The organism is Streptomyces sp. NPDC045778, assembly GCF_056431945.1.
Window position 1 is genome coordinate 3,854 of the sequence record NZ_JBWKJZ010000007.1, and the last position, 24,642, is coordinate 28,495.

The 24,642-nt window shown below is 73.1% G+C and carries 18 protein-coding genes; 4 read left to right on the forward strand and 14 right to left on the reverse strand.

Translation table 11 applies throughout. From position 1 onward, the window contains the following. Positions 1 to 88: 88 nt before the first annotated feature. From AC07GB_RS11065 to AC07GB_RS11085, 5 genes are all read right to left on the reverse strand, one after another. Positions 89 to 1,402 carry a cation:proton antiporter gene (locus tag AC07GB_RS11065; RefSeq protein ID WP_478843838.1) on the reverse strand — a complete coding sequence of 438 codons (1,314 nt, stop codon included), beginning with the start codon at positions 1,400 to 1,402 and terminating at the stop codon, positions 89 to 91. Positions 1,403 to 1,476: 74 nt separating this feature from the next. Then, entirely contained in the window at positions 1,477 to 2,211 is a 735-nt protein-coding gene (locus AC07GB_RS11070) for a thioesterase II family protein (protein ID WP_478843839.1), read from the reverse strand. A gap of 247 nt (positions 2,212 to 2,458) precedes the next feature. Then, complete coding sequence (locus AC07GB_RS11075; protein WP_478843841.1) at positions 2,459 to 3,415, reverse strand: chlorinating enzyme; 957 nt, start codon at positions 3,413 to 3,415, stop codon at positions 2,459 to 2,461. A gap of 15 nt (positions 3,416 to 3,430) precedes the next feature. Beyond that, positions 3,431 to 3,676 carry an acyl carrier protein gene (locus tag AC07GB_RS11080; protein ID WP_478843843.1) on the reverse strand — a complete coding sequence of 82 codons (246 nt, stop codon included), beginning with the start codon at positions 3,674 to 3,676 and terminating at the stop codon, positions 3,431 to 3,433. A gap of 550 nt (positions 3,677 to 4,226) precedes the next feature. Beyond that, on the reverse strand, positions 4,227 to 4,820 hold the full coding sequence (locus AC07GB_RS11085) for an MBL fold metallo-hydrolase (protein WP_478843845.1): 594 nt from the start codon (positions 4,818 to 4,820) through the stop codon (positions 4,227 to 4,229). 137 nt (positions 4,821 to 4,957) lie between these two features. Here AC07GB_RS11085 and AC07GB_RS11090 point away from each other — a divergent pair, with 137 nt between their 5' ends. Further along, a complete protein-coding gene (locus tag AC07GB_RS11090; protein WP_478844288.1) occupies positions 4,958 to 5,866 on the forward strand; it encodes a GlxA family transcriptional regulator in 909 nt (302 codons plus the stop codon). Between the two features lie 7 nt (positions 5,867 to 5,873). On the opposite strand, the gene AC07GB_RS11095 is transcribed toward AC07GB_RS11090, so the two are convergent. Next, positions 5,874 to 7,061 (reverse strand): serine hydrolase domain-containing protein, encoded by a 1,188-nt coding sequence (locus AC07GB_RS11095; RefSeq protein ID WP_478843847.1) that lies wholly within the window; start codon positions 7,059 to 7,061, stop codon positions 5,874 to 5,876. Positions 7,062 to 7,985: 924 nt separating this feature from the next. Next, positions 7,986 to 8,636, reverse strand: a complete 651-nt coding sequence (locus AC07GB_RS11100; protein ID WP_478843849.1) for a helix-turn-helix domain-containing protein — start codon at positions 8,634 to 8,636, stop codon at positions 7,986 to 7,988. A 571-nt stretch (positions 8,637 to 9,207) separates the two neighbouring features. Between AC07GB_RS11100 and AC07GB_RS11105 the strand changes: the two genes are divergently transcribed. Beyond that, positions 9,208 to 9,996 (forward strand): polysaccharide deacetylase family protein, encoded by a 789-nt coding sequence (locus AC07GB_RS11105; RefSeq protein WP_478844290.1) that lies wholly within the window; start codon positions 9,208 to 9,210, stop codon positions 9,994 to 9,996. Between the two features lie 9 nt (positions 9,997 to 10,005). Here the strand turns inward: AC07GB_RS11105 and AC07GB_RS11110 are convergent, their stop codons facing one another. The 6 genes from AC07GB_RS11110 to AC07GB_RS11135 all read right to left on the reverse strand — a co-directional run bounded on the left by AC07GB_RS11110 (position 10,006) and on the right by AC07GB_RS11135 (position 18,078). Continuing rightward, positions 10,006 to 11,262 (reverse strand): cytochrome P450, encoded by a 1,257-nt coding sequence (locus AC07GB_RS11110; RefSeq protein ID WP_478843851.1) that lies wholly within the window; start codon positions 11,260 to 11,262, stop codon positions 10,006 to 10,008. Positions 11,263 to 11,344: 82 nt separating this feature from the next. After that, positions 11,345 to 12,493, reverse strand: a complete 1,149-nt coding sequence (locus tag AC07GB_RS11115; RefSeq protein WP_478843853.1) for an XdhC family protein — start codon at positions 12,491 to 12,493, stop codon at positions 11,345 to 11,347. 39 nt (positions 12,494 to 12,532) lie between these two features. Beyond that, on the reverse strand, positions 12,533 to 13,990 hold the full coding sequence (locus AC07GB_RS11120; protein ID WP_478843855.1) for an NCS2 family permease: 1,458 nt from the start codon (positions 13,988 to 13,990) through the stop codon (positions 12,533 to 12,535). A 218-nt stretch (positions 13,991 to 14,208) separates the two neighbouring features. Then, the gene (locus AC07GB_RS11125) at positions 14,209 to 16,599 is read right to left on the reverse strand and encodes a xanthine dehydrogenase family protein molybdopterin-binding subunit (RefSeq protein WP_478843857.1); all 2,391 of its coding nucleotides are present in this window, start codon (positions 16,597 to 16,599) and stop codon (positions 14,209 to 14,211) included. Positions 16,600 to 16,603: 4 nt separating this feature from the next. Then, on the reverse strand, positions 16,604 to 17,188 hold the full coding sequence (locus AC07GB_RS11130) for a (2Fe-2S)-binding protein (protein WP_478843859.1): 585 nt from the start codon (positions 17,186 to 17,188) through the stop codon (positions 16,604 to 16,606). Continuing rightward, positions 17,188 to 18,078, reverse strand: coding sequence for an FAD binding domain-containing protein (locus tag AC07GB_RS11135; RefSeq protein ID WP_478843861.1), 891 nt, complete (start codon positions 18,076 to 18,078; stop codon positions 17,188 to 17,190). The genes AC07GB_RS11130 and AC07GB_RS11135 overlap by 1 nt, the downstream gene beginning before the upstream one ends. Before the next feature lie 506 nt (positions 18,079 to 18,584). Between AC07GB_RS11135 and AC07GB_RS11140 the strand changes: the two genes are divergently transcribed. Next, complete coding sequence (locus tag AC07GB_RS11140) at positions 18,585 to 20,303, forward strand: PucR family transcriptional regulator (RefSeq protein WP_478843863.1); 1,719 nt, start codon at positions 18,585 to 18,587, stop codon at positions 20,301 to 20,303. A gap of 163 nt (positions 20,304 to 20,466) precedes the next feature. Beyond that, the gene (locus AC07GB_RS11145; RefSeq protein WP_478843865.1) at positions 20,467 to 21,243 is read left to right on the forward strand and encodes a hypothetical protein; all 777 of its coding nucleotides are present in this window, start codon (positions 20,467 to 20,469) and stop codon (positions 21,241 to 21,243) included. Positions 21,244 to 21,469: 226 nt separating this feature from the next. Here the strand turns inward: AC07GB_RS11145 and AC07GB_RS11150 are convergent, their stop codons facing one another. Beyond that, positions 21,470 to 24,532 carry an alpha-mannosidase gene (locus AC07GB_RS11150; protein ID WP_478843867.1) on the reverse strand — a complete coding sequence of 1,021 codons (3,063 nt, stop codon included), beginning with the start codon at positions 24,530 to 24,532 and terminating at the stop codon, positions 21,470 to 21,472. Positions 24,533 to 24,642 lie beyond the last annotated feature (110 nt).

Below are 24,642 nucleotides of genomic sequence, written 5' to 3' on the forward strand. Positions count from 1 at the left end.
CACCCCCCCCCCCCCACCCCCCCCCCCCCCCCCCCCCCTCCCCCCCCCCCCCCCCGCCCCTATGGGGCCTTGTGCCGGGGGGCGTCGGTCAGGAGGCCTGTCCTGCCAGCTCCCGCTGCCGCTCGTGCTCGGCGGTGGTGGTCGGCATGCTCCGGGTGGCGTGGCGCAGGAAGGGCGGGGCCATCATCGAGGTGACCACGGCGATCAGCACCACGATGGTGTACGTGGCGGTGGTCAGGACGCCGAGGTTGAGCCCGACCGTGGCGATGACGATCTCCACGACACCGCGGGCGTTGAGGCCGGCGCCGATGGCGAGGCCCTCGCCGTGGTCGAGCCGGCCCATGCGGGCGCCGACGTACCCGCCGACGAACTTGGCCACGGTGGCGACGAGCAGCGTGACCACGGCGGCCAGCAGCACCGTCGGCCGGGTCAGCGCGGACAGGTCGACCTGGAGCCCGGCGGTGGCGAAGAACAACGGCGCGAGCGTCGACATCACGAAGGTACGCATGGAGTCGAGCGAGCGGCGGGCGGAGACGCCGAGGGAGCTGATCACGATGCCGCACAGGAAGGCGCCGAGGATCGGCTCCATGTCCAGGGCGAGCGTGCCGGCGGAGGACAGCAGGATCATCACGGCGATCGCGGCGACGCTGACGTCCGACTGCGGCGAGCGGTCGGTGTACTGGAGGACCTTGCGGGCCACCGGCCGGGCCACCAGGACCGTGCAGGCGAGGACGGCGATCAGATAGCCGACGGACTCCAGGACCAGGCCCGCGTGCAGCCCGCGGGTGGCCATCGCGGCGACGACCGACAGGAGCATCCAGCCGACGATGTCGCTGACCGCGGCAGCGCCGATGATGAGCTGGCCGACGTTGCGGTGCAGCAGGTTCATGTCGAGCAGCGTCTTGGCGATCACCGGGAGCGCGCTGACCGCGATCGCGACGCCCACGAACAGGGCGAAGGTGCCCCGGTCGGCGTCGGGCGCCATCAGCGACTGCGGCATGAGGAAGCCCAGGCCCACCCCCAGGGCCAGCGGCAGCAGCACGCTGCCCACGCTGACGTAGCCGATGACCCGGCTCTTGCGGCGGAGCAGCCCGACGTCGATGTGCGCGCCCGTGATGCCGACGAGCAGCAGTACGCCCAGTTGCGCGACCGCGGCGAGCAGGTGCATCTGTGCCGCGTCGTGCGGGAGCAGCCAGTCGCGCAGGCCGGGCAGGAGGTTCCCGAACACCGAAGGGCCGAGGAGCACGCCCGCGGACAGCTCACCGACCACGCGGGGCAGCCGGAGCCAGGTGGCGAGCCTGCCGAGCAGCACGGCGATGCCGAGGAGCAGTCCGACCTGGAGCAGGAAGACCAGCATCTGATGGTGGCTGATCGCGGGAAGAGGCGCTTGGGACAGCACCATCGTGATTCCTTTCGGATAAGGGCGCCCGTGGGGAGGGCAGGTGACGGCTGCCCCGCGGGGACGGCGGGGTGTCCTCAGTCGCGGGAGGCGCGAGAGCCGGTGAAGTCGCCACAGGCGCGGGCGAGGGCCTCCAGGACGTGCTCGGCGACGCCCGCGGCGTTCGTGGCGGACAGCAGGTGCCCGCCGGGCAGCGTCTTCAGCTCGCAGCGCCCGCGGGTGTGCGCCGACCACGCCTCCAGGCGCGTCAGCGCGGTGTCGCCGGTGCCCGCGAGCACGGTCAGGTCCCCGGCCGCGGCGCTCCCGCGGACCAGGTCGATGCAGGACTGGGAGAGGAAGAGGTCGGCGCGGATCAACGGCAAGGCGCCCTCGGCGAGTTCGGGGTCGCTGATCACTTCCGGGGGTATCTCGCCGCCCATCGCGCGCAGCGCGGCGACGGCGGCCTCGATGGTGTCGAACTCCTCGGTCCTGAGCGGGCCGCGCACCGAGGGCGGGGAGTTGGAGGCCGCGAGCAGCAGCGGCGGGCGCTCCTGTCGCAGGACGTCCGCGACGCCCAGGGCGAGGTAGGCGCCCAGGCTCTCGCCGTACAGGGCGTCGAGCGGCGTGTCGATGCGCGCGGTGAGGTCCGCGACGGCCTCGGCGGCGTCGGTGAGCGGGGCCTCCTGGTAGCGGCGGCCGTGGCCGGGAAGTTCGAGGGCGTGGAAGACGACCCGGTCGCCCAGCTCCCGCCGCAGTCGGCGGAAGTAGCCCGCTCCGCAGCAGGACGGGGGTATGAAGGCGATCGCGGGTCGGGGCGTGCTCGGTGTGGTCACGGTGCTGCTGTCCCCCGGAGATGGTGGTGGAAGGTGCGGCGCTCCGAAGGCGCGCGAGGCTGTGGCGTCGTACGTCGGTGCCGTGGCGGTCCCGCCACGGGCGCGGAACGGCCGCGACGGGCGCGCGGCCGGCCCGCGCACCCGCGCGGCGGTGCCGGCGAGGCGCTCAGGGTGACGACCCGCAGCCGGGCGGGCCGCGGGTCGTCACCAAGGCGTGGCGCGCCGCGGACCCGCGGCGCGGCCGGGCTTACGCGGGCAGGTACTTCGTGCCGCGCAGCGTCTCCGTGGCGATCTTGTTGTGGCCGAACTCGTCGCGGCCGCGGGCCAGGACGGCGGACCACTTCTCCAGCGAGATGTTCCCGCCGTACTCCTCGATGTGGTCGGTGCCGGGGTAGATCTGCACCGAGGTGGGCACGTAACGGGTCGCGAAGCCCATGCGGTAGTTCTTGCCGGTGGCGATGTTCGGCAGCGAGGCGTGCATCAGCGTGGACCAGAAGATGATGCACTGGCCCTTCTCCATCTCGAAGGCGACCGCGTCGTCCTCGTTGGGCTTCCAGTTCGGGTCCTTCTGGAGCTGCCGGTAGTCGTAACCGAAGAAGCCGCGCGGGACGCCGTCCTTGACCTCGGAGTTGATGCGCTCCTCGTTGTAGTCCATCTGCTTGGTCTCGTCGTAGTTCATCTGGTGGTGCGTGCCGGGGATGACCTGGAGGCAGCCGTTCTCGCGGTTGGAATCGGTGAACGCGGTCCACACGGTGAGCGTGCCGGCGCCGAACTCCTCCTCGGACTCACCGGGCCACAGGAGCTGCGGCTTGCCGCTGGCGTTGGCGAAGGTGTCCGCCTGGTGCCAGTCGGTGCCCTCGTCACCGGGGTACTTCGGGAAGAACTCCGAACGCCAGCACAGCAGGTCGGGGCCGAGGATCGAGGCGACCCGGTCGGTGATCCGCTGGTTCATGACGTGCCGCGCCAGCAGGTCGACGTCGAGGTGCCGGTCGTAGTTGAAGATGTTCGGGGCGCCGACGCCCTTGTCCACCTCCGGGTACGCGGCGTGCGACCGGTCCAGCGTCTCGCGCTGGACGGTCTTCCACATCTGGTCCATCTCTTCGGGCGTGTAGATGGTGATCGGACCGATGTAGCCGTTCTTCCCGAAGAACGCGAGTTCCTCGTCCGACAGCGAGAACTCCGTACGCACGGGGCTGCTGGTCATGTCTGGTGACTCCCTTTACTTGCTGGTCGGCTCGGTGGTGAGGGGCTGCGCGGCGACGAGCGCCGCGGCCAGGGTCCCGTCGTACGTCGTCTTCATGTCGAGGGAGATGCCGAACGTGTCCCCGAGGAAGACGTTCAGCTTCGAGAAGGTCAGCGAGTGGCCGCCGATGTCGAGGAAGTTGTCGGAACCGCTGATCTCCTGGTCGTCCAGCTCGTCACGCAGCCACTTCAGAGCCGATTGCTCCACATCCGCTGCACTCACTGCGCGAGCTTCCTTTTCGTTTGTTGCCGAACCCTGCATGGGAGCGCCCTTCTTTTGGTCTCTCTGTGCGGTGTGAGCGGTGCTGAGCCGACGCGCCCCTGCGCGAGGCGGGTGCCGGAAATCCGAATGACGGTGGAACGGCGTGCGACTGGAACCGGAAAGTACTGCTACTGTTCCGGCTCCTTTTCCTGGCCGAGCGTAATGCCATTTCCCGGCGGGCCTCCAGGGGCCGTCACCGGCAGGCGCAGACCACACCCGATGGAAACGCATTACTGCCGCCGGCATGGAAGTCGCCTGCGCGGAAATGATGTTCACCGACCACGGTTGTGCGTCACGTTAGACCGCCGTGCGGAATCCGTTCAAGGCTTTCCTGGTGATATCGCGACGGTGCCGACCTGCCGTTTACCCGGGTGCGGAATGTCCCGTTGACGGGACGGACGGGATGCGCGGGACGGCCCCGTGCCGGCGCCCCGCGAAACCTCCGGCGCCCCCTCGGACCCCGCGCCCCTGGCGCGGCCCTCGAAGCGTTGACAATCCCCTGCCGCAGCCGCTAGAGGGGGGTGGCCGCGCCGGGTGTGAACGGGGCCCCGTGACCGGGCACGATCAGGTCCGCGGCGGCCAACACCCGGCGCCGGGAGGCGCGCAGGACGTCGCGGTCCGGGGCGACGGGGTCGTCGGCGGGGCCCGCCGCGTGCCACCACAGGTCCCCGGCGAAGGCCACCACGCCCTCGGCCGTGCCCGCGAGGAGCGTGATGTCCTCCGGGCTGTGCCCCGGGGTGCGGATCAGCCGCAGCGACGGGGTGAGTTCGTGGCCCTCGGCGTCCCGGTTCCGCCACTGGTCGCCCAGGTACTCCACCTTGTGGTCGTGGACCCGGGCCCGCCGGAACAGGCCCGCGTTCAGGGTGTTGTCCGGGTGGTGGTGGCTGAGCACCACGTCGGTGATGTCGTCCGGGCCGAGCCCGAGGGCGGCGAGCGGCCCGAGGATGTCGTCGGTGCTCGCCACCATGCCCGGGTCGAAGACGACGTGGCGGCCCGCGTCGGCGACGTAGGAGACGGTGGCGGCGACGCCGGGGCCTGTGGAGCCCACGTAGCCGGTGGTCAGGATCGTGTGCACGGCGCTGCGGCCGATCGGTGCGTCTGTCATGCCCTTCATGCTTCCGCGCAGGTCAGCGACGCACGAGTGGCATTGATGCCTATGATCGCAGGATTCGTGCCACATGACAGACTGCCGCCGTGCCGCCCTTCACCGATGTCGCCGCCTATGCTCCGCCCGGGGTCGGCATGCTCGCCGTCGGCGTGGTCGCCGAGGTGTTCGCCCCGCGCGGCGCGGACCTGCCCGCGTTCGACTTCGCGCTGTGCGCCGACCGGCCGGGCCCCGTCGCCACGGACGTCGGCGTGCCGGTGACCGTGGCGCACGGCCTGGACCGGCTCGCCTCCGCCGAGTTGGTCATCGCCCTGCCGTCGGCGGGTTTCCGCACGCCACCGGGCCCCGCCGTCCTCGACGCGCTGACGGCCGCGCACGAGCGCGGCGCCCTGGTCGCGGCCCACTGCGTCGGTGCGTTCGCGCTCGCGGCGGCCGGACTGCTCGACGGGCTGCGGGCGACCACGCACTGGCGGTTCGCAGGCCTCCTCGCCCGCCGCCACCCGGACGTCACCGTCGACGCCGACGCCCTGTACGTCGACGAGGGGCGCGTCGTGACGGGCGCGGGCGCCGCCGCGGGCTTCGACATGTGCCTGCACCTGCTGCGGCGCGAGTACGGCGCGGCGACGGCCAACGCCGTCGCCCGCGACATGGTGCTGCCCTCCCACCGCGACGGCGGCCAGGCCCAGTACCTGACCGCGCCCGTCCCCGAGGACGCCCAGGACGAGCGGCTCGCCGACGTGCTCGCCTGGGCCCGGGCCCATCTCCACGAGCCGCTGCCCGTCGCCGAGTTGGCCCGGCGCGCCATGATGAGCAAGCGCTCCTTCGCCCGGCGCTTCACCGCCGCGACCGGCACCACCCCGCACGCCTGGCTGCGGAACCTGCGCCTGAGCGGCGCCGAGGAGCTTCTGGAGACCACCGACCTGCCGGTCGAGGAGATCGCCCGCCGCGTCGGCTACGGCAGCGCCGCCGTCCTGCGCGAGCAGTTCGTACGCCGCCGGGGGGTGCCGCCCCGGTCGTACCGCCGCTCCTTCACCAACGCGCCGTAGCGGCCCCTCACTTGCGGCACAGCGCGGCGTCCACCACGGCGTCGGCCTTCGCGAAGGCACCCCGGGTGGGCTCCCTGTTGGCGGTGACGGCGATCGTGGCGGCCCGGCCGTCGTCGGTGACGCCGGGGTAGGTGTAGGAGCCGGGGATGCTCCCGCCGTGCCCCCACATCACACCGCCGCAGCTCAGCGGGGTGCGCATCAGGCCGAGTCCGTACCGCACCCCCTTCACCTCGCTGAAGTCGTCGGACACCTTGACGGTGGTGCGCATCTGGGCGAGCTGCGCGGGCTTGAGGAGCCTGCCGCCGAGCAGCGCGGAGAAGAACCGGTTCAGGTCGCCGGGGGTCGAGACGAGCTGCCCCGCGGCCCAGCCCCACGAAGGGTCGAGCTTCGTGACGTCCTTCAGCGGCGCCCCGGGCCCGGCGGTGTCGTAGCCACGGGCGTGCGGCCCCCGGATGCCCTCCTCGCCGACGCCGGGGAAGTAGGTGTGGCGCAGCCCGGCGCGGTCGATGACCCGCTCGGTGAGCTGCTCGGCCAGCGGGCGCCCGGTGACCTTCTCGATGAGCAGACCGGCGACGACGTAGTTGGTGTTGCTGTACGACCAGCCCTTGCCGGGGGCGAATCGCGCCTTGCGCTCGAGCGCGATGTCGAGCAGGTCGCGGGGCTGGTAGTAGGTGTGCCGGGCCTCGCCGAAGACGTCCTTCAGTATGCGGTCGGTGTACTCGGGCAGCCCGCTGGTGTGCTGGAGGAGCTGGCGGACCTTGATGTCCCGGCCGTCAATACCGTCGCCGCGCAACAGGCCGGGCAGGTACGTCTCGACGGGGGCGTCCAGCTCGACCTTGCCCTCGCCGACCAGTTGGAGGACCGCGGTCGCGGTGAACGTCTTGGTGTTGCTGCCCGCCCGCACCCGCGCGTCGGCCGGCACCTTCGCCTCGGTCCGCAGGTCGGCGACCCCCGCGGCGTAGTCGCGCGTACGCCCGTCGCGGCCGGTCGTGGCGACCAGGGCGGCGGGGAACCCGGCTTCGCGCACCAGGCGCTCCGCCTTCGCGCGTACGGCGTCGCGGGGGCCGTGGGAGGGCGCCGCGGACGCGGGCAGCGTGCCCGTGGCGCCCAGGGCGGCGGCCAGCACCGCCGTCACCGTCATGCGCGTACGGAAGCCGGAACGGTGGCGGCGGGCGGAGGACGAACGGTCGGTCATGGTGAACTCCCCTGTGGGACACGGCGGATGGTGCCGGAACCCCGGCCCGTCCATCCTCAGCGCCCAAGATCAGCGGAGCCATCCGGGCAGCCCCCACCCTGCCCGTGGGACGCCGCTCCCTGCCTCTGGGAGCCCCCTCCCCCACACCGGGACCCTGCTCCTGCGGGCGGCGTGCCGGTGGCGAGGTCCATGAGCAGGCGGGGCCGGAGTCGAGCGGCCGCGGCCAGGGCGTCACCGTCGGCCGCTCGACCCGTCCCAGGAGCGCCGTGAGGGTCTCCTCCTCAAGCTCCTGGAGTTCGCTTGTGTGGGTCCTGGGGTCCACCTCCTCTCGGCCGTCCGGTCGTGCGGGCCGGCCACGGCTGGAGGTGCGGCAGGGCTTGGACACCTTCCAAGGCCGCGGCCAGGTCCATGGAGAGGCGGGGCGCCCGCAGGCCCGGGAAGGCGAGCGCGCCCCGCCAGGTGCGGGCGTGCGGACAGAGCAGCGTCGTGGTGGCATGCCGGAGCTGAACGCCGCCGCCGGGCGCGGTCACGCACCGGGCGAGGTCGTGAGGCCGCGCCCGGTGGCGGCGCGCCGAGGGGGCCGAGCGCCGCCGGGGCGCGGACGCGCAGACCGCGCCGTGTCAGCGGGCACGCGTACGCGAGGTCCCCGACGGTCACCTCCGGGCCTTCGGCACCGTCCATGGATTCCCCCAGGTTCGTTCCGCGGACGTCTCCGGCATTCGGCGGACGGCACGCGGCACGCGGCACGCGAAGGCGTCTCCGGCATCTGGCATTCGGCGGCGGGCCGCGGCTGCTGTCACCGGAATCCGGCGGGTCTTCCACCGGAGACCGGGTGACCTCACCTTGACGAATGCGCGGGGGGCCGCGCTACGGGTGTTCCGCTCACCGGAACACCCGCGCGGCCCCCCGCACGGGAGCGGGAATTCAGTAGAGGAGCTGCGCCGAGCGGGCCGCCGCCTCGCGTGGCGGCATCCGGGTCAGGCGCCCCTCTATGGCCGCGGAGGCGGCGGCCGTCTCGGCGGCGACCTGCGCGAGCTGCTGCCGCGCGGGCACCACGGCGGCGAGGGCCGCGACCGTGCGCCCGTCCGGCGCCCGCACGGGCACGGCGACGCAGGACACGCCCTCCTGGATCTGCTCGCGGTCCAGGACGGGGCCGCGCGGGCCGTCGGTGAACACCCGCCCCGCGGCCGTGTCCAGCGGAAAGCTCATGCCGTTGCGCACCGGCACCACGCCCTCGGCCCGGCCGGGCACCGAGGCCACCGTCAGGGCCAGCTCGTCGCGCAGCACGGTGAGCACGACGCTGGCGCCGGTCGAGGCGCGCAGCCGGTGCAGCGGGATGCGGGCGGCGGCGCGGAGCCCCGGGTAGGGCTGCCAGGCCTGGCCGAGCCGGAAGAGCTGTGGCCCGACGGCGTAGCGGTTGCCTCTGCGCTCCACGGCGCCGAGCAGTCCGAGCTGGTCGAGGAGGCGGTGCGCGCTGCCCTTGGGCAGGGCGCAGGCGAGGGCGAGTTCGGTGAGGCCGGCCTCGCCGCCGCGGCGGCGCAACGCGTCGAGCAGGGCGAAGGCTCCGACGAGCACCCCCCTGCCCTGCTGGAGGGGTGCTCCCCGATCTTCCGGCGGCGCCCCCTCCCCGTCGGCCCGAAGCTCGTCGCCGGCGCCCGTTCCGAGGTCCTTTCCCCGTTCCTTCCCGAGGTCCTGGCGGAGTTCTTGCCGGTGCTCCCTGCGGAGTTCCTGGCGGGGTGCCCCCCGTTGCGACGTGCCCCGCCCGCGTGCGGGCATGGCTGATGACAGTCCTGTCCCTTGCATGGTCGTTCCCCCGTTTCGCACACCCGTGACCCCCTGGCGAGATCGGCGGGCAACTCGCCATGCTGCGGTGCGACGCGGCCGTCCCGCCAGATGAGATTGCGCCGACTACCGGCCATCCACACCCGGCCCCTTCACCTCTGTGATCCCTCGCGTCACGGGCGGAACGGCACCGGGACCGGACCCGGGTCCGCACGGCGCGCGGCCCGCCGGGGAGCGTTCGACCTGCGCGGACGGCGTGCGGTGCGGGCAAGCCGCGCCCCGGGCCGCCGGGGCGCTATGAACGGCAGGTATACACGGCATGTATAGTGCGCGCATGCGTCCGATAGGCAATCCGCACAGCAAGATGACGAAGACAGGAAAGAAGTTGCTTCCGCACACCAGGCTCGCCGGTACCGCCCTCGTCGCGAGCGTGACGGCCGCCCTCGCCCTCACCGGCTGCACCAAGCTGGACACCGTCTCCCCGAGCGCCGTCCGCAAGGACGCTGCGGACGCGAAGGGCAAGGACCGGGGCGCGTTCGGCACCGTCGACTGCCGCAAGGCCAAGTGCATCGCGCTGACCTTCGACGCGGGCCCCAGCGAGAACACCCCCCGGCTGCTGAAGATCCTCAAGAAGGAGAAGGTGCCCGCGACCTTCTTCACGCTCGGCAAGAACCACATCGAGAAGTACCCCGAGCTGGTCAAGCGGATGGACGCCGAGGGCCACGAGGTCGCGAGCCACACCTGGTCGCACAAGATCCTCACCAAGATCAAGCCCGCCGAGGCCCGCGCGGAGCTGGAGCGCCCGAACAAGGCGATCGAGAAGCTCATCGGCAAGAAGCCGACGCTGATGCGGCCCCCGCAGGGCCGCACGAACGACACCGTCAACAAGATCTCCCGCGACCTTGGCCTGTCCGAGATCCTGTGGACGGTGACGGCGAAGGACTACACCACCGAGGACTCCGCGCTGATCCAGAAGCGGGTGCTCGACCAGTCGAGCCGCGACGGCATCATCCTGCTGCACGACATCTACAAGGGCACGGTCCCCGCGGTGCCCGGCATCATCACCGAGCTGAAGAAGCGCGGCTACGTCTTCGTCACCGTGCCCCAGCTCCTCGCGCCGGGCAAGGCGGAGCCGGGCAAGGTCTACCGCTGACGGGCCGCCTCACCAGGTGAGGTGCAGCGCCTCCGGGGCGCGGTGGATGAGCGTGGGCCGCATCGTGACCGCAGGCCCGTCCTCGGCGATCCGCAGCCCGGGGAAGCGGCGCGCGAACAGCTCCAGGGTCAGCCGCACCTGCTCCCGGGCCAGTTGGGCCCCGGGGCAGGCGTGGGCGCCGAGGCCGAAGGCGACGTGCCGGGCGGCGGCGGGCCGGGTGATGTCGAAGACGTCCGGCCGCGGATAGCGCGCGTCGTCGCGGCCCGCCGCGCCGAAGGCGACCAACAGCTCGGCGCCCACGGGAAGTTCGGTGCCCGCCAGCGTCGCGGGCCGCGTGGTGACGCGCCGGAACGCCTGCAACGCGGTGTCGAAGCGGGCCGTCTCCTCGATGGCGGCCGGGATCATCCGCTCCGGGTCCGCGCACACCATCCGCCACTGCTCGCGGTTGCTCAGCAGGTGCAGGAACGCCGTGCCGATGAGGGCGGTCGTGGTCAGGTGCCCGGCGAGCAGGAAGTTGTTCAGATGGGCGACCAGCTCGGTGCGCTGGGCGAGCGTGAGCAGGCCCGCCTCGCCCTCCTCCGCGTCGTCCGGCTGCACGAGCGAGGTGACCATCTCGCTGCACAGGTCGTCGCGCGGCGCGGCGTACCGGGCGCGGACGTAGCCGTCCAGGAGCCGCTTCAGCGCGACCATGTCGCGCGCCGCCGCCACCTGCTCGGCCTCGCTCAGCGGCCGGGAGAGCAGCGCCTCGGTGCGGTGCCCGGCGCGCACGACGAGCGGCACGTCCGCCGGGTCGAAGCCGAGGACGTGCCCGATCACCCGGCCCGGCAGGCGCATGGCGTACGCCTCCATCAGCTCCACGCGGCCGTCGCCCGCGAACGCGTCGACGAGCGCCTCGGCGCACTCGGCCGCGAACGGCAGCGCGGCGGCCACCCGGGCGGGGCCGAGACCGCGCACGATGGGCGCGCGCAGGCGCTGGTGCGCGAGGCCGTCCGACGTGACCACCACACGGCCGCGCGGGCTGCCGCCGTCGCCCTCGGCGAGGACCGCGAGCGCCGCGGGGGACGGCCTGATGCCGCCGCGCACCGCGTTCGCCGACGAGAACACGTCGGGCCGCCGCAGCACTTCCCGTACGTCGGCGTCCCTGGCCACCAGCCAGGCGCCGAACTCGGGCACGTACGTGAGTCCCTTCGCACCCCGGGCGCGCGCGTACAGCGGATACGGATCGCGCGTCAACTCGTCCACTCTGGCGTGCTGTTGGGGATCCATGTCTCCATGGTGACCCCCCGCACCGGCTCCGGAAACCCGCCGGAGCGGCACGGGCGGCACGAAGGGCGCGCGGGGCCGCGGCTCACGCCACCGAGGTGATGCCGCGGGGCGGTGGAGCGTCGTGATGGATGGGGGTGTGGGCGCCCGTCAGGGAGCGGCCGCCGCCGCCCCTGCGGTTCGCCACGATCTCCGCGGCGATGGACAGCGCCGTCTCCTCGGGCGTACGCGCGCCGAGGTCGAGGCCGATCGGGGAGCGGAGCCGGGCGAGGTCCAGGTCCGTGACGCCGACCTCGCGCAGCCGTGCCTCGCGGGCCAGGTGGGTGCGGCGCGAGCCCATCGCGCCGACGTACGCGACCGGGAGCCGCAGCGCGAGGCGCAGCAGGGGCACGTCGAACTTGGCGTCGTGGGTGAGCACGCACAGCACGGTGCGCCGGTCGACCTCGGTGTCCGCGAGGTACTCGTGCGGCCAGCGCACCACGATCTCGTCGGCCTCGGGGAAGCGGACGCGGGTCGCGAAGACGGGCCGCGCGTCGCACACGGTCACGTGGTAGCCGAGGAACTTGCCGACCCGCACGAGCGCCGACGCGAAGTCGATCGCACCGAAGACGATCATCCGGGGCGGGGGCACGGAGGACTCGACCAGGACGGTGAGGGGCCGGCCGCAGCGGGAGCCGTCGGCGCCGACCTCCACGGTGCCCGTGCGGCCCGCGTCGAGCAGGGCGCGGGCCTGCGCCGCCACGGTCCGGTCGAGTTCGGGGTGGCCCCCGAGCCCGCCCTCGTGGGGCCCCGCGTCGCCGCGGACCAGCAGCGCACGGCCGAGCAGCTCCTCGGGGCCCGAGGTGACCCGGGCGACGGCCGCGGCCTCGCCCCGGGCGGCGGCGGCGAGCGCGGCGGCGAACACCGGCCGCGCGGGGGTGTCCGCGCGGACCGGTGTGATCAGGATGTCGATGACGCCGCCGCAGGTCAGGCCCACGGCGAAGGCGTCGTCGTCGCTGTAGCCGAAGCGTTCGACGAGGGGCTCGCCGTCCTCCATGGCCTGCCGGCACAGCTCGTAGACGGCGCCCTCGACGCAGCCGCCGGAGACCGAGCCGATCGCCGTGCCGTCACGGTCGACGGCGAGCGCGGCGCCGGGCTGCCGGGGCGCGCTGCCGCTGATGGCCACCACGGTGGCGACCGCGAAGTCACGCCCCTGCTCGACCCACCGGTGCAGCTCTTCGGCGATGTCCAGCATGTCGGCCTCCTTGGGGTTGCGGAACGTCGAGCGGGGTGCCTAGTGGACGCCCAGCCAGCTCTCTATCGGGTTGAGGGCGAAGTACACGAGGAAGACCACGGTCAGGCCCCACATGAAGGCTCCGATCTCCCTCGCCCTGCCCTGGGCGATCTTGATGGCGACCCAGCTGATGACACCCGCGGCCACACCGGTGGTGATGGTGTAGGTGAAGGGCATCAGGACGACGGTCAGGAAGACCGGGATCGCGGTGGCCCGGTCGGCCCAGTCGACGTGCCGGGCGTTCATCATCATCATCGCCCCGATGACGACCAGCGCGGCGGACGCGACCTCCTGCGGGACGATCGCGGTCAGCGGGGTGAAGAACAGGCACGCGGCGAAGAACAGTCCGGTGACGACCGAGGCCAGTCCGGTACGGGCGCCCTCTCCGACGCCCGTCGCGGACTCCACGAAGACGGTCTGGCCCGAGCCGCCGGCGACGCCGCCGATCGCCCCGCCCGCGCCGTCGATGAACAGGGCCTTGGACAGGCCGGGCATGCGGCCCTTGTCGTCGGCGAGGTCGGCCTCGGTGCCGACGCCGATGATCGTGGCCATGGCGTCGAAGAAGCCCGCGAGGACCAGGGTGAAGACGATCATGCCGACCGTCATCGCGCCGACCTCGCCCCAGCCGCCGAACTCGACGTCGCCGAAGAGCGAGAAGTCGGGCGTGGAGAGCGCGCTGCCGTGCAGCTCGGGGGCGCCGTTCGCCCACTGTTTGGGCTCGATGACGTCCATCGCGTTCAGGGCGACGGCGACGACCGTGCCGGTCACGATGCCGATGAGGATCGCGCCGGGCGTCTCGCGGGCCTGGAGCATGAAGATCAGCAGCAGGGTGCCCGCGAAGAGCAGGACGGGCCAGCCCGCCAGCTCGCCGGTGGGGCCGAGGGTGAGCGGGGTCGCCTTGCCCTGGTGGACGAAGCCGCTCTTGACCAGGCCGATGATGGCGATGAACAGGCCGATGCCCATGGTGATGCCGTGCTTGAGGGCGAGCGGGATCGCGTTCATGATCAGCTCGCGCAGCCCGGTGACCACAAGGAGCATGATCACGGCGCCGTACATCACGCACATGCCCATGGCCTGCGGCCAGGTCATCTCGGGTGCCACCTGCGAGGCGATCACCCCGGACACCGAGAGCCCGGCCGCGAGGGCGAGCGGCACCTTGCCGACGAAGCCCATGAGCAGAGTGGTGGCGGCCGCGGCGAAGGCCGTCGCGGTGATGAGGGCCTTCTGCCCCATCGTGTCGCCCGCGGCGTCCTTGCCGGACAGGATCACGGGGTTGAGCAGGACGATGTACGCCATCGCCATGAAGGTCGTGATGCCGCCGCGCACCTCACGCGCGACCGTCGATCCCCGCTGGGATATGTGGAAGTACCGGTCGAGCCAGGACCGTCCCGCGGGGACGCGCGAGCCGTGGCCCGCGTCCTCCGCGGTGGTCTTGGGCTCCAGGGACTGCTGGGTCATGGTGCCTACTCCCAAGGTTCACAGGGGCACCCGCGGGAAGCCGCGGGATTTGGGATGGTGACTGGCTGCACGACCCGGGGGACGGCCCGAGACGAACGGGGGCTCACGAGGAGCACGAGGACCGCGAGCGGCGCGGCACCTGGGGCTCCGGGCGGTGCGGGGCCGGGGGAAGTGTGACGTTCCTGGGAGGCACGCACCGCCCGGAGGGCTGGGGGCGGTCAGGTTCCGGTGAGGTGCTCCGGGCGGACCGGCGTCCTGTTCAGTTCGAGGCCCGTCGCGGCGCGGACGGCGGCGAGGACCGCGGGTGTCGAGGACAGGGTCGGGGCCTCGCCGATGCCGCGCAGGCCGTACGGGGCGTGCTCGTCGGCGAGTTCGAGGACGTCGACCGGGATGGTCGGCGTGTCGAGGATGGTCGGGAGCAGGTAGTCCGTGAAGGACGGGTTCCTGACCTTCGCGGTCTTGGGGTCGACGACGATCTCCTCCATCACGGCGACGCCCATGCCCTGGATGGTGCCGCCCTGGATCTGGCCGATGACGGAGAGCGGGTTGAGCGCCTTGCCGACGTCCTGCGCGCAGGCCAGCTCGATCACCTTGACCAGGCCGAGTTCGGTGTCGACCTCGACGACCGCGCGGTGCGCGGCGAAGGAGTACTGGACGTGGCCGTTGCCCTGCCCGCTGCGCAGGTCGAAGGGCTCGGTGGGCCGGTGGCGCCACTCCAGCTCGACGTCGACGGCCTCGCCCTCCAGGACGTCCACGAGGTCGGCCAGGACCTCGCCGCCGTCGGTGACGACCTTGCCGCCCTCCAGGAGCAGCTCGGCGGTGGCCCACGCCGGGTGGTAGGTGCCGAACTTCTCCCGGCCGATCTGAAGGACCTTCTCGCGGACGGCCTCGCAGGAGTTCTTGACCGCGCCGCCCGTGACGTACGTCTGGCGCGAGGCGGACGTCGAGCCGGCGCTGCCGACCCGGGTGTCGGCCGGGTGGATGGTCACCCGCGTGACGCCCAGCTCGGTGCGGGCGATCTGCGCGTGCACGGTGATGCCGCCCTGGCCGACCTCGGCCATCGCGGTGTGCACGGTGACGACCGGCTCGCCCGCGACGACCTCCATACGGACCCGGGCGGTGGAGTAGTCGTCGAAGCCCTCGGAGAAGCCGACGTTCTTGATGCCGACGGCGTAGCCGACGCCCCGGACGACGCCCTCGCCGTGCGTGGTGTTGGACAGGCCGCCGGGCAGCTGGCGCACGTCCGAGCCCTCGGTGGTCTCCCACTGGCGCTCGGGCGGCAGCGGCATGGCCTTGACCCGGCGCAGGAGTTCGGCGACCGGGGCCGGGGAGTCCACCGGCTGCCCGGTCGGCATGATCGTGCCCTGCTCCATGGCGTTGAGCTGCCGGAACTCCACGGGGTCCATCCCGAGCCTCGCGGCCAGCTTGTCCATCTGCGCCTCGTAGGCGAAGCACGCCTGGACCGCGCCGAAGCCGCGCATGGCGCCGCAGGGCGGGTTGTTGGTGTACAGCGCGATGGCCTCGATGTCCACGTCGTCGATCACGTACGGGCCGACGCTGAGCGAGGAGGCGTTGCCGACCACGGCCGGGGAGGCGGAGGCGTAGGCGCCGCCGTCCAGGACGATCCGGCACTTCATGTGCGTGAGCTTGCCGTCCTTGGTGGCCCCGTGCTCGTAGTGGAGCTTGGCGGGGTGGCGGTGGACGTGCCCGAAGAAGGACTCGAAGCGGTTGTAGACGATCTTGACGGGCTTGCCGGTGCGCAGCGCCAGGAGGCAGGCGTGGATCTGCATCGACAGGTCCTCGCGGCCGCCGAAGGCGCCGCCGACGCCCGCGAGCGTCATCCGGACCTTGTCCTCGGGCAGGCCGAGGACGGGAGCGATCTGCTTGAGGTCCGAGTGCAGCCACTGGGTGGCCACGTACAGGTCGACGCCGCCGTCCTCGCCCGGCACGGCGAGGCCGGACTCGGGGCCGAGGAAGGCCTGGTCCTGCATGCCGAAGGTGTAGTCACCCGTGACGATCACGTCGGCCCGCTTCGCGGCCTCGTCCGCGTCGCCGCGCACGATCGGCTGGCGGTGCACGATGTTCGGGTGCGGGACGTGGCCCGCGTGGTGGTCGTCGCGGCCCTCGTGGACGAGGACCGCGCCCGGCGCCGTCGCGCTGGCCTCGTCGGTGATGACGGGCAGCTCGCGGTACTCGACCTTGATCTTGGCGGCGGCGCGGCGCGCGGTCTCCGGGTGGTCGGCGGCGACCAGGGCGACGGGCTCGCCGTGGTGGCGGACCTTGCCGTGCGCGAGGACCGGGGTGTCCTGGATCTCCAGGCCGTAGTTCTTCACGTCGGTCGGCAGGTCGTCGTAGGTGAGGACCGCGTGGACGCCGGCGGTGGCGAGGGCCTCGCCGGTGTCGATGGAGACGATCTCGGCGTGGGCGACCGGGGAGCGCAGGATCTGGCCCCACAGCATGTCCTCATGCCACATGTCGGAGGAGTACGCGAACTCACCGGTGACCTTGAGGGTGCCGTCCGGGCGCAGGGTGGACTCGCCGATGCCGCCCTTGGTCTGCGACCCCTGGGTGACCTTGGCGGGAATGCCCGTGGTGCGGGTGTCGGCCATGTCCTCAGACCCCCTCGCTCTGGCGCGCGGCGGCGAGGCGTACCGCGTCCAGGATCTTCTCGTAGCCCGTGCAGCGGCACAGGTTGCCGGAGAGCGCCTCGCGGATGTCGGCGTCCGACGGGTCGGGGTTGCGCTCCAGCATCTCGTCGGCGGCGACGAGCAGGCCCGGCGTGCAGAAGCCGCACTGCACGGCGCCGGCGTCGATGAACGCCTGCTGGACGGGCGAGAGTTCCGTGCCCTCGCCGGTCTGGGAGTCGGCGGGCCCGGCCTGCCAGCGCTTGGCCTGGTCCAGGGAGACCCCGCAGGTGTCACCGGCGCAGCCGGCGTGGTCCGCGCGCTGCTTGGCGAAGTCGGCGAGGCCCTCGACGGTGACGACCTCGCGGCCCTCCACCTGTCCGGCCGCGACCAGGCAGGCGCACACCGGCACGCCGTCGAGGCGGACCGTGCAGGAGCCGCACTCGCCCTGCTCGCAGGCGTTCTTCGAGCCGGGCAGGCCGAGCCGCTCGCGCAGCACGTACAGCAGGGACTCGCCCTCCCAGACGTCGTCGGCTTCCTGTGGACGGCCGTTGACCGTGAAGTTGACACGCATTACGCGACTCCCTCCGTGCCGCGGCCCTTGCCGCGGTAGGACTCCCAGGTCCAGCCGAGCGTGCGGCGGGCCATGATGCCGACGGCGTGGCGGCGGTAGCTCGCCGTGCCGCGGACGTCGTCGATCGGGTTGGCGGCGCCGGAGACCAGGTCCGCGAACTGCTTGGCGACCGACGGGGTGATGATCTTCCTGCTGTCCCAGAAGCCGCCCTCGTCGAGCGCCGCGTTCAGGAACTCCTCGGCGGCCTTCGCGCGGATCGGGGTGGGGGCGGCCGAGCCGATGCCGGTGCGCACGGTGCGGGTGTCGGGGTGCAGCGCGATGCCGAAGGCGCACACGGCGATGACCATCGCGTTGCGGGTGCCGACCTTCGAGTACTGCTGCGGTCCGTCCGCCTTCTTGACGTGCACGGCCCGGATCAGCTCGTCGGCGGCGAGCGCGTTGCGCTTCACGCCGGTGTAGAAGTCGTCGATCGGGATCATCCGGGTGCCGCGCACGGACTCCGCCTCGACCTCGGCGCCCGCGGCGAGGAGCGGCGGGTGGGCGTCGCCGGCGGGCGAGGCGGTGCCCAGGTTGCCGCCGACGCCGCCGCGGTTGCGGATCTGCGGCGATGCCACGGTGTGCGAGGCGAGCGCGAGGCCGGGCAGCTCGGCGCGCAGGTGCTCCATCACGTGGGTGTACGGGACGGAGGCGCCGAGCCGGACGGAGTCCTCGCCGACCTCCCACTCCCGCAGCTCACCGATGCGGCCCAGGTCCAGGAGGTACTCCGGACGCCGGTGGTCGAAGTTGATCTCGACCATGACATCGGTGCCACCCGCGATCGGCACAGCCGTGGGGTGCTCGGCCTTCGCGGCGAGCGCCTCCTCCCAGCTGGCGGGGCGAAGGAAGTCCATGAGTGGCTCTCTCTTCGTAATCGTGCGTCGTCATCGTGCTCGGTGTGCGTACGCGGTGCTCGTACGGCGCCCGTACGCGGTGCTCGTTCGTACGCGGTACTCGTGACCGCTGCGACCGGCGGCGGTGTTGCTGATCGTGAACGCCGGCCGCGGCCTTCGGGGGGAGGCGGGCGTCCGCCTTCCGGGTGGGAGGCGGCGGCACTGCTTCCGAGTGGAGGCGATCGATCCGGCCACGTGGGCCGCCGGCCTCTCGACTGCTCGTTCATGTGCTGTTAACGCGGAGTGGGGCAAGTACACCGCCCGCTCCTCCGATGGGGTCAGTCACCGAAACCATGAAGGAGTTGGCTGGCCAAGCCGTGAGTCTTGTAGATTCGTATGAAGAACGGGCCCCAGTAACCTCGCGGATTCCCCCGGGAAACCGCGCGGACGCCTGGGCCCGCGGTCCCCGGAACTCCCGGCGCGGCCGGGCACACACGAAATCGAGACAGATCGGCGGCGACGACACGATGCGGCTGCGCGCACTCCTTGACACCGACGCCCTTGGCCTCAGGCTGCTCGGCGGCGAGGACGAGCTGGACCGCACCGTGCGGGGCGTGATGACCACGGACCTGCGCGACCCCAGCCGCTATCTGGGCGGCGGCGAGCTGGTGCTGACCGGCCTGGCCTGGCGCAGGGACGCCGCCGACACGGAGCCGTTCGTGCGGATCCTGGCGACCGCCGGGGTCGCGGCGCTCGCGGCCGGCGAGGCGGAGCTGGGCGACATCCCCGACGACCTGGTGGAGGCCTGCGCCCGGCACCGGCTCCCGCTCTTCGCCGTCAACGAGTCGGTGGCGTTCGCGACGATCACCGAGCACGTCGTGCGCCAGGTCTCGGGCGAGCGCGCCGGTGACCTCGCGGCGGTCGTGGACCGGCACCGCCGCCTGATGACGTCGGGTCCCGCGGGCGGCGGCCCGGACGTGGTGCTCGACCTGCTCGGCTCCGACCTGGACCTGCGCGCCTGGGTGCTCTCCCCCGCCGGGCGCGCCATCGCGGGAGCCGCCGCGGGCGCGCCGGGCCTCTCGGCCCGGATCCGCGCGCGGCTCGCCGGGGAGCACCTGGCCGCCGCCCGCACGGGGCGGCGCGGGCCGCACCGGGTGGCCGTGGACGGCGTCACGTACTCGCTCTTCCCCATCCGCTCCAGCGGCCGGGGCAGCGCGAGCGCCTCCCGTGACGTGCGCGAGACCGTCCTGTCCGACTGGCTCCTCGCCGTCGAGGCCGACGCGGGCGACTGGCCCGAGGAGCGCATCGACCTGCTCCAGGGCGTCACCCAGCTGATCGCCGTCGAACGGGACCGCAGGGACGCGGCGCGCACGGTGCGCCGCCGCCTGGCCCAGGAGGTCCTCGAACTGGTCCAGACGGGTGCCGCGCCCGCCGAGATCGCCGCGCGTCTGCGGGTCGCGGCCCCCGTGCTGCTCCCCGGGCTCGGCGCGGCCCCGCACTGGCAGGTCGTGGTGGCCCGGGTGGAGTGGGACGACGTCCAGGGCGGGCCGTCGGGCGACGCCGCCGGCGGGCGCCGCGCGGGGATCGAGAGCGGCCCGGTCGCCCAGGCGCTCCTGGAGGAGATCCTCGTCGACCCGGCGACCGCGGGCCCCGACCCGTCCGACCGCATCGCCGTCGCGCACACCGGCGACGAGGCCATCGCGCTCGTGCCGCTGCCCGCGATGTCACCGGAGGCCGAGGGCGGCGACGCGGGCCTGCTCGCCGACGCGCTCCTCGCCGCCGTGCGCGAGCCCCTGACGGCGGGCCTCGCCGACGACGGGCGCCTCACCCTCGGCGTCAGCGCGGCCGTGCACTCCGCGGAGGGGCTGCGCGGCGCCCTGGAGGAGGCCCGGCACGCCCGCCGGGTCGCGGCCGCGCGGCCCGGCCGGGTCTGCGCCGCGGGCCACCAGGAACTGGCGTCCCACGTGCTGCTGCTGCCCTTCGTGCCCGACGACGTGCGCCGCGCGTTCACGGCCCGGCTCCTCGACCCGCTGCGGGAGTACGACCGCCGCCACCGGGCGGAGCTGATCCCCACCCTGGAGGCGTTCCTCGACTGCGACGGCTCGTGGACGCGCTGCGCGGCCCGCCTGCACCTGCACGTCAACACGCTGCGCTACCGCGTGGGCCGAATCGAGCAGTTGACGGGCCGTGACCTCGCGCGCCTGGAGGACAAGCTGGATTTCTTCTTGGCATTGCGGATGAGCTGAGCCGTGCGCGCGGGCGTGAGCCGGTCGGCGTAGCCCAGAACGACACCATCCGCCTCCCCCAACTTTGTGAAATCCTTCACCCACCCCCTTGGCCCCGTGCGCCGATCCGTGCTGAGATTCGCCCACGACTCAACAGCTCAATGGTGCGCTAGGGGAGGGCAACGTGGCGCATACCGCCATGTCTGGTACGGGAAATGGCTCAGGGCACGATCCACTCCAGACCGCGGTATGGCGGCTGCGCTCGCGCGGCTGCTGGACCGACGCCGCAGCACTGCTCGCGACCCGGGAGGGCGCGGCCGCCGCGCTCCAGAGAACCTCCCTGCTCGTCGAGCGCTGCCTGTTCACCGGGGAGGGGTGGGGCGAGGCCGAGGACGGTCTGCGCACGGCGGAGGCCGTCGCCGACGATGACGACGCGCGCGGGGCCGCCGCCTGCGAGCGAGGCCAACTCGCTTACGCGGCGACCGTGTTGGGGGTACGCGACCGCGCCGACGAGGCCCGTACCGCGCTCGGCAGGGCCGCCGCGCTGCTCGCCCCCGGGGCGGCCGGGCGGGCCCTGCTGGACTTCCGGCGCGGCCTGGTCGCCGAGCACCTCGCCGACTCGCCGCAGGCCGCGCGGGCCGCGTACCGGCGCGCCCACGCCGGGGCCACCGCGCACGAGGACCCCCTCCTGCTCTCCTTCACCTGGCGGCACCTCGCCGGACTCGCCCTGCGCGAGGGGGAGTTGGCGGAGGCCCGGCACGGCTTCGCCGAATCCCTGCGGCTGCGGGAGGAGTTGGGCTTCCTCGTGGGCACGGCCCCGGCGCTCGCCGCCCTCGCCGACGCCGAGCCCGAGCCCGAGGCGTCCCGCCTCCGCGCCGAGGCCACCCGCCTCTTCCGCCTCCTCGGCGGCGTCCCTTCCTGGCTGGCCCCCCAACTCACCCCACCGGCCCCGGCGGCGTAGCCCTCGCGGGGCGCCCCTGGCCCGCCCCTTCCCGATTCCTGGGGGCTCCGCCCCCCCAGACCCCCGCTCCTCAAACGCCGGAGAGGCTGAAAACACAGCCGCAACCGGCGACAGTTCCAGCCCGTCCGGCGTTTGAGGACGAGGCGCGCAGCGCCGAAAGGCGGGGGCACGGGGGCGGCAGCCCCCGGAGCGGGAAGGGGCGGGCCAGGGGCGCTCCCCGCGAGGGTCACGCAGGGCGCAGCCTCAGCGTCAGGATCTGGAACGGCCGCAAGGAGAGGGAGAGCCCCGCGCCGGTGGTGGTGGCGGGACCAAGGGGCCGCTCAAGGAGATCCGTGACCTCCACGCGGGCGACGGGGAACGCCGAGGTCAGCACCGCCCGGGCCCGCCCGCCCCGGGACTCGTAGAGACGCACCACCACATCGCCGCTCCGGTCCTCCGCCAGCTTCACCGACTCCACCGTCACCCCGGGGTGGTCGACCCGCACGAGGGGCGCGACGTCCCCCGCCTCGGCCACCCGCACCGGCAGGTTCAGCGCGAGCCCCTCGGCCACGGCGTCCCCCACCTCCGCCCCCGGGAGCAGCGCGTAGGTGAAGCGGTGCGTCCCCACGTCCGTGTCCGGGTCGGGGCTGTGGGGCGCGCGCAGGAGCGTGAGGCGCACGGTCGTGCCGAGCCCGTCGGCGTGCTCGGCGCGCGTCACGTCGTGCCCGTACGTCGAGTCGTTGAGCACCGCGACCCCGTACCCCTCCTCCCCCACCCGCAGCCACCGGTGCGCGCAGATCTCGAACCGGGCCGCGTCCCAGCCGGTGTTGGCGTGCGTCGGCCGGTGGACGTGCCCGAACTGGATCTCCGCCGTGGACCTCTCGGCGTGCACGTCGAGCGGGAACGCGGCCTTGAGCACCTTCTCCGACTCGCGCCAGTCCACGTCCGTGACCACGTCGAGGCGGCGGCTGCCCGCGGCGAGGCGCAGCTCCTGCGTGATCCGCGAGCCGTCGCCGAAGGCGCGCACGACCCGCACGGCGGCGCGCAGCGGACCGTCCTCGACCAGCTCCACGGACTCGGCGTCCGTCAGGTCGGCGTGCCGGTGCCGGTAGTGCTGGTCCAGGTCCCAGGCGTCGTAGCGCGTGGGGTGGTCCGGGTGGAGCTGGAGGAGGTTGCCGCGGGCCCCGGGGGCGAGGACCTCGCGGTCGTGGGCCAGGTCGTGCACGGAGGCGAGCAGGCCGTCGGCGTCGACGGTCACGCGCAGGTGCTCGTTCGTCAGGATGATCTCCGTGCCGGTGCGCGTCGCCGACGTCACCGCCTCCGGGGCACGCTCGTGACCCGCGGCGACCGCGAGGCTGCGGGTGCCGAACGGGCCCACGTGCACATGCGTGAGGGCGCCGCCGTGCTCGACGACCTCGCTGCGCGCGTACGGTGACGCGTTCAGGACCGAGACGTCGCCCGCGCCGAGGTGTCGTACCGCGTCCGCCGTGATGGCGTCCAGTTCGGCGAGTACGCGCGCGTAGGTGTCCCGCGCCTCCCGGTGCACCCACGCGATGGACGAGCCGGGCAGGATGTCGTGGAACTGGTGCAGCAGGACCGTCTTCCACAGCCGGTCGAGGGCGTCGTACGGGTAGGCGTACGCGGGGTCCTTGAGCGCGGCCGTCGCGCACCACAACTCGGCTTCCCTGAGGGCGTGTTCGCTGCGCCGGTTGCCGCGCTTGGTGGCCGCCTGCGTCGTGTACGTGGCCCGGTGCAGCTCCAGGTACAGCTCGCCGGACCAGATCGGAGCGCGCGTGCCGTACTCCTCCTCGGCCGCCGCGAAGAACGCCGACGGCTTCTCGATCTCGACCCGTGGCGAGCCCTCCAGGGAGCGCAGCCTGCGGGCCCGCTCCAGCATCTCGCGGGTCGGGCCGCCCCCGCCGTCGCCCCAGCCGAACGGCACCAGGGAGCGGGTCGCGCGGCCCTTCTCCGCGAAGTTCCGCTCGGCGTGGGCCAGTTCGGAGCCGAGGAACTGGGAGTTGTACGTGTCCACGGGCGGGAAGTGCGTGAAGACGCGCGTGCCGTCGATGCCCTCCCACCAGAAGGTGTGGTGCGGCATCTTGTTGGACTGGTTCCAGCTCAGCTTCTGGGTGAGGAACCAGCGCACGCCCGCGAGCCGCGCGAGCTGCGGGAAGGCGGCCGTGTACCCGAAGGAGTCCGGCAGCCAGATCTCCTCGGTCTCGACCCCGAACTCCTCCTGGAAGAACCGCTTGCCGTGCACGATCTGCCGGGCGAGCGCCTCCCCGCCCGGCATGTTCGCGTCCGACTCCACCCACATCGAGCCGACGGGGGCCCAGGTGCCGTCCGCCACCGCCTTCTTGATCCGCTCCCAGATGTGCGGCTGGTGCTCCTTCACCCACGCGTACTGCTGCGCCTGTGAGCAGGCGAAGACCAGCTCCGGGTAGTCACGCGCGAGCGCCGTCACATTGGCGAACGTCCGGGACGCCTTGCGCACCGTCTCGCGCAGCGGCCACAGCCACGCCGAGTCGATGTGCGCGTGCCCGACGGCCGACGCGCGGTGGGAGCTGGCGTGCGCGGGCCGCGCGAGCACACCGGCCAGCTCCGCGCGGGCCGCGGCGGCCGTCCCCGCCACGTCGTGCGGGTCGAGTGCGTCGAGCATGTCCTCCAGGGCCCGCAGGATCTCGTGGCGCCGCGGACGCGCCGCGTCCAGCTCACCCATCAGCTCCGACAGGACCTCGGTGTCCAGGAGCAGATGCCAGACGTCCTCGTCGAGTACGGCCAGGTCGGCAGCGGCGAATCGGTACATCGGCTGATCGCCCGCGGTCAGTACGTCGCCGAGCCGGGTCGGCATGAAGTCGTGCAGGACCGCCGGGTTGGCCGCCGCCTCCAGGAACAGGCGCACCGGCTCGCCGCCCCGGGCGCGGGCCGCCACCGGTACGTGACGGTTGCGCGGGTGAATGCCCTTCAGCGGGACCCCTGAGGCGTCGTGGACCAGGCCCTCGACCTGGAACCCGGGCCCCTCGCCGGTGAACCCCGGGTCCAGCACCACTTCCACGCGCCGCCCGCGCCACGCCTGCGGCACCTCCCCCTCCAGCCGGAACCAACTCGTCGACCAGGGCTTTCCCCAGGCCGTACCGATCGCGAAGGGTTCGTAGGCGGCTCCGAGCGCCTCGGCGACGGGCACCTGCTCGTCGGGCGCGTGCCACACGGAGAGGGTGAGCGGCACGCGGTCCGCGTACTGGGCGGGCCGGATGAACTGCCGCACCGCGCGCTCCAGGCGCTCCTCCACCAGCAGTCGGTCGTCGTGCACGGCGGCTCCTCCACATGGTCGACACCGAGTGGTACTCGGCTTCACTTCCCCTCAACCCATCGGCGCATCCGCTTCGTTGTTTGACGAATGGACATGAGTGGGGCCAAGTG

Coding starts and splice junctions, on each gene's coding strand:
- AC07GB_RS11095 (WP_478843847.1), bottom strand. CDS start 7,061: ATGACCGACCGTTCGTCCTCCGCCCGCCGCCACCGTTCCGGCTTCCGT.
- AC07GB_RS11130 (WP_478843859.1), bottom strand. CDS start 17,188: ATGCGTGTCAACTTCACGGTCAACGGCCGTCCACAGGAAGCCGACGAC.
- AC07GB_RS11140 (WP_478843863.1), top strand. CDS start 18,585: ATGCGGCTGCGCGCACTCCTTGACACCGACGCCCTTGGCCTCAGGCTG.
- AC07GB_RS11110 (WP_478843851.1), bottom strand. CDS start 11,262: ATGGATCCCCAACAGCACGCCAGAGTGGACGAGTTGACGCGCGATCCG.
- AC07GB_RS11085 (WP_478843845.1), bottom strand. CDS start 4,820: ATGACAGACGCACCGATCGGCCGCAGCGCCGTGCACACGATCCTGACC.
- AC07GB_RS11075 (WP_478843841.1), bottom strand. CDS start 3,415: ATGACCAGCAGCCCCGTGCGTACGGAGTTCTCGCTGTCGGACGAGGAA.
- AC07GB_RS11125 (WP_478843857.1), bottom strand. CDS start 16,599: ATGGCCGACACCCGCACCACGGGCATTCCCGCCAAGGTCACCCAGGGG.
- AC07GB_RS11105 (WP_478844290.1), top strand. CDS start 9,208: ATGACGAAGACAGGAAAGAAGTTGCTTCCGCACACCAGGCTCGCCGGT.
- AC07GB_RS11120 (WP_478843855.1), bottom strand. CDS start 13,990: ATGACCCAGCAGTCCCTGGAGCCCAAGACCACCGCGGAGGACGCGGGC.
- AC07GB_RS11115 (WP_478843853.1), bottom strand. CDS start 12,493: ATGCTGGACATCGCCGAAGAGCTGCACCGGTGGGTCGAGCAGGGGCGT.
- AC07GB_RS11135 (WP_478843861.1), bottom strand. CDS start 18,078: ATGGACTTCCTTCGCCCCGCCAGCTGGGAGGAGGCGCTCGCCGCGAAG.
- AC07GB_RS11090 (WP_478844288.1), top strand. CDS start 4,958: ATGCTCGCCGTCGGCGTGGTCGCCGAGGTGTTCGCCCCGCGCGGCGCG.
- AC07GB_RS11065 (WP_478843838.1), bottom strand. CDS start 1,402: ATGGTGCTGTCCCAAGCGCCTCTTCCCGCGATCAGCCACCATCAGATG.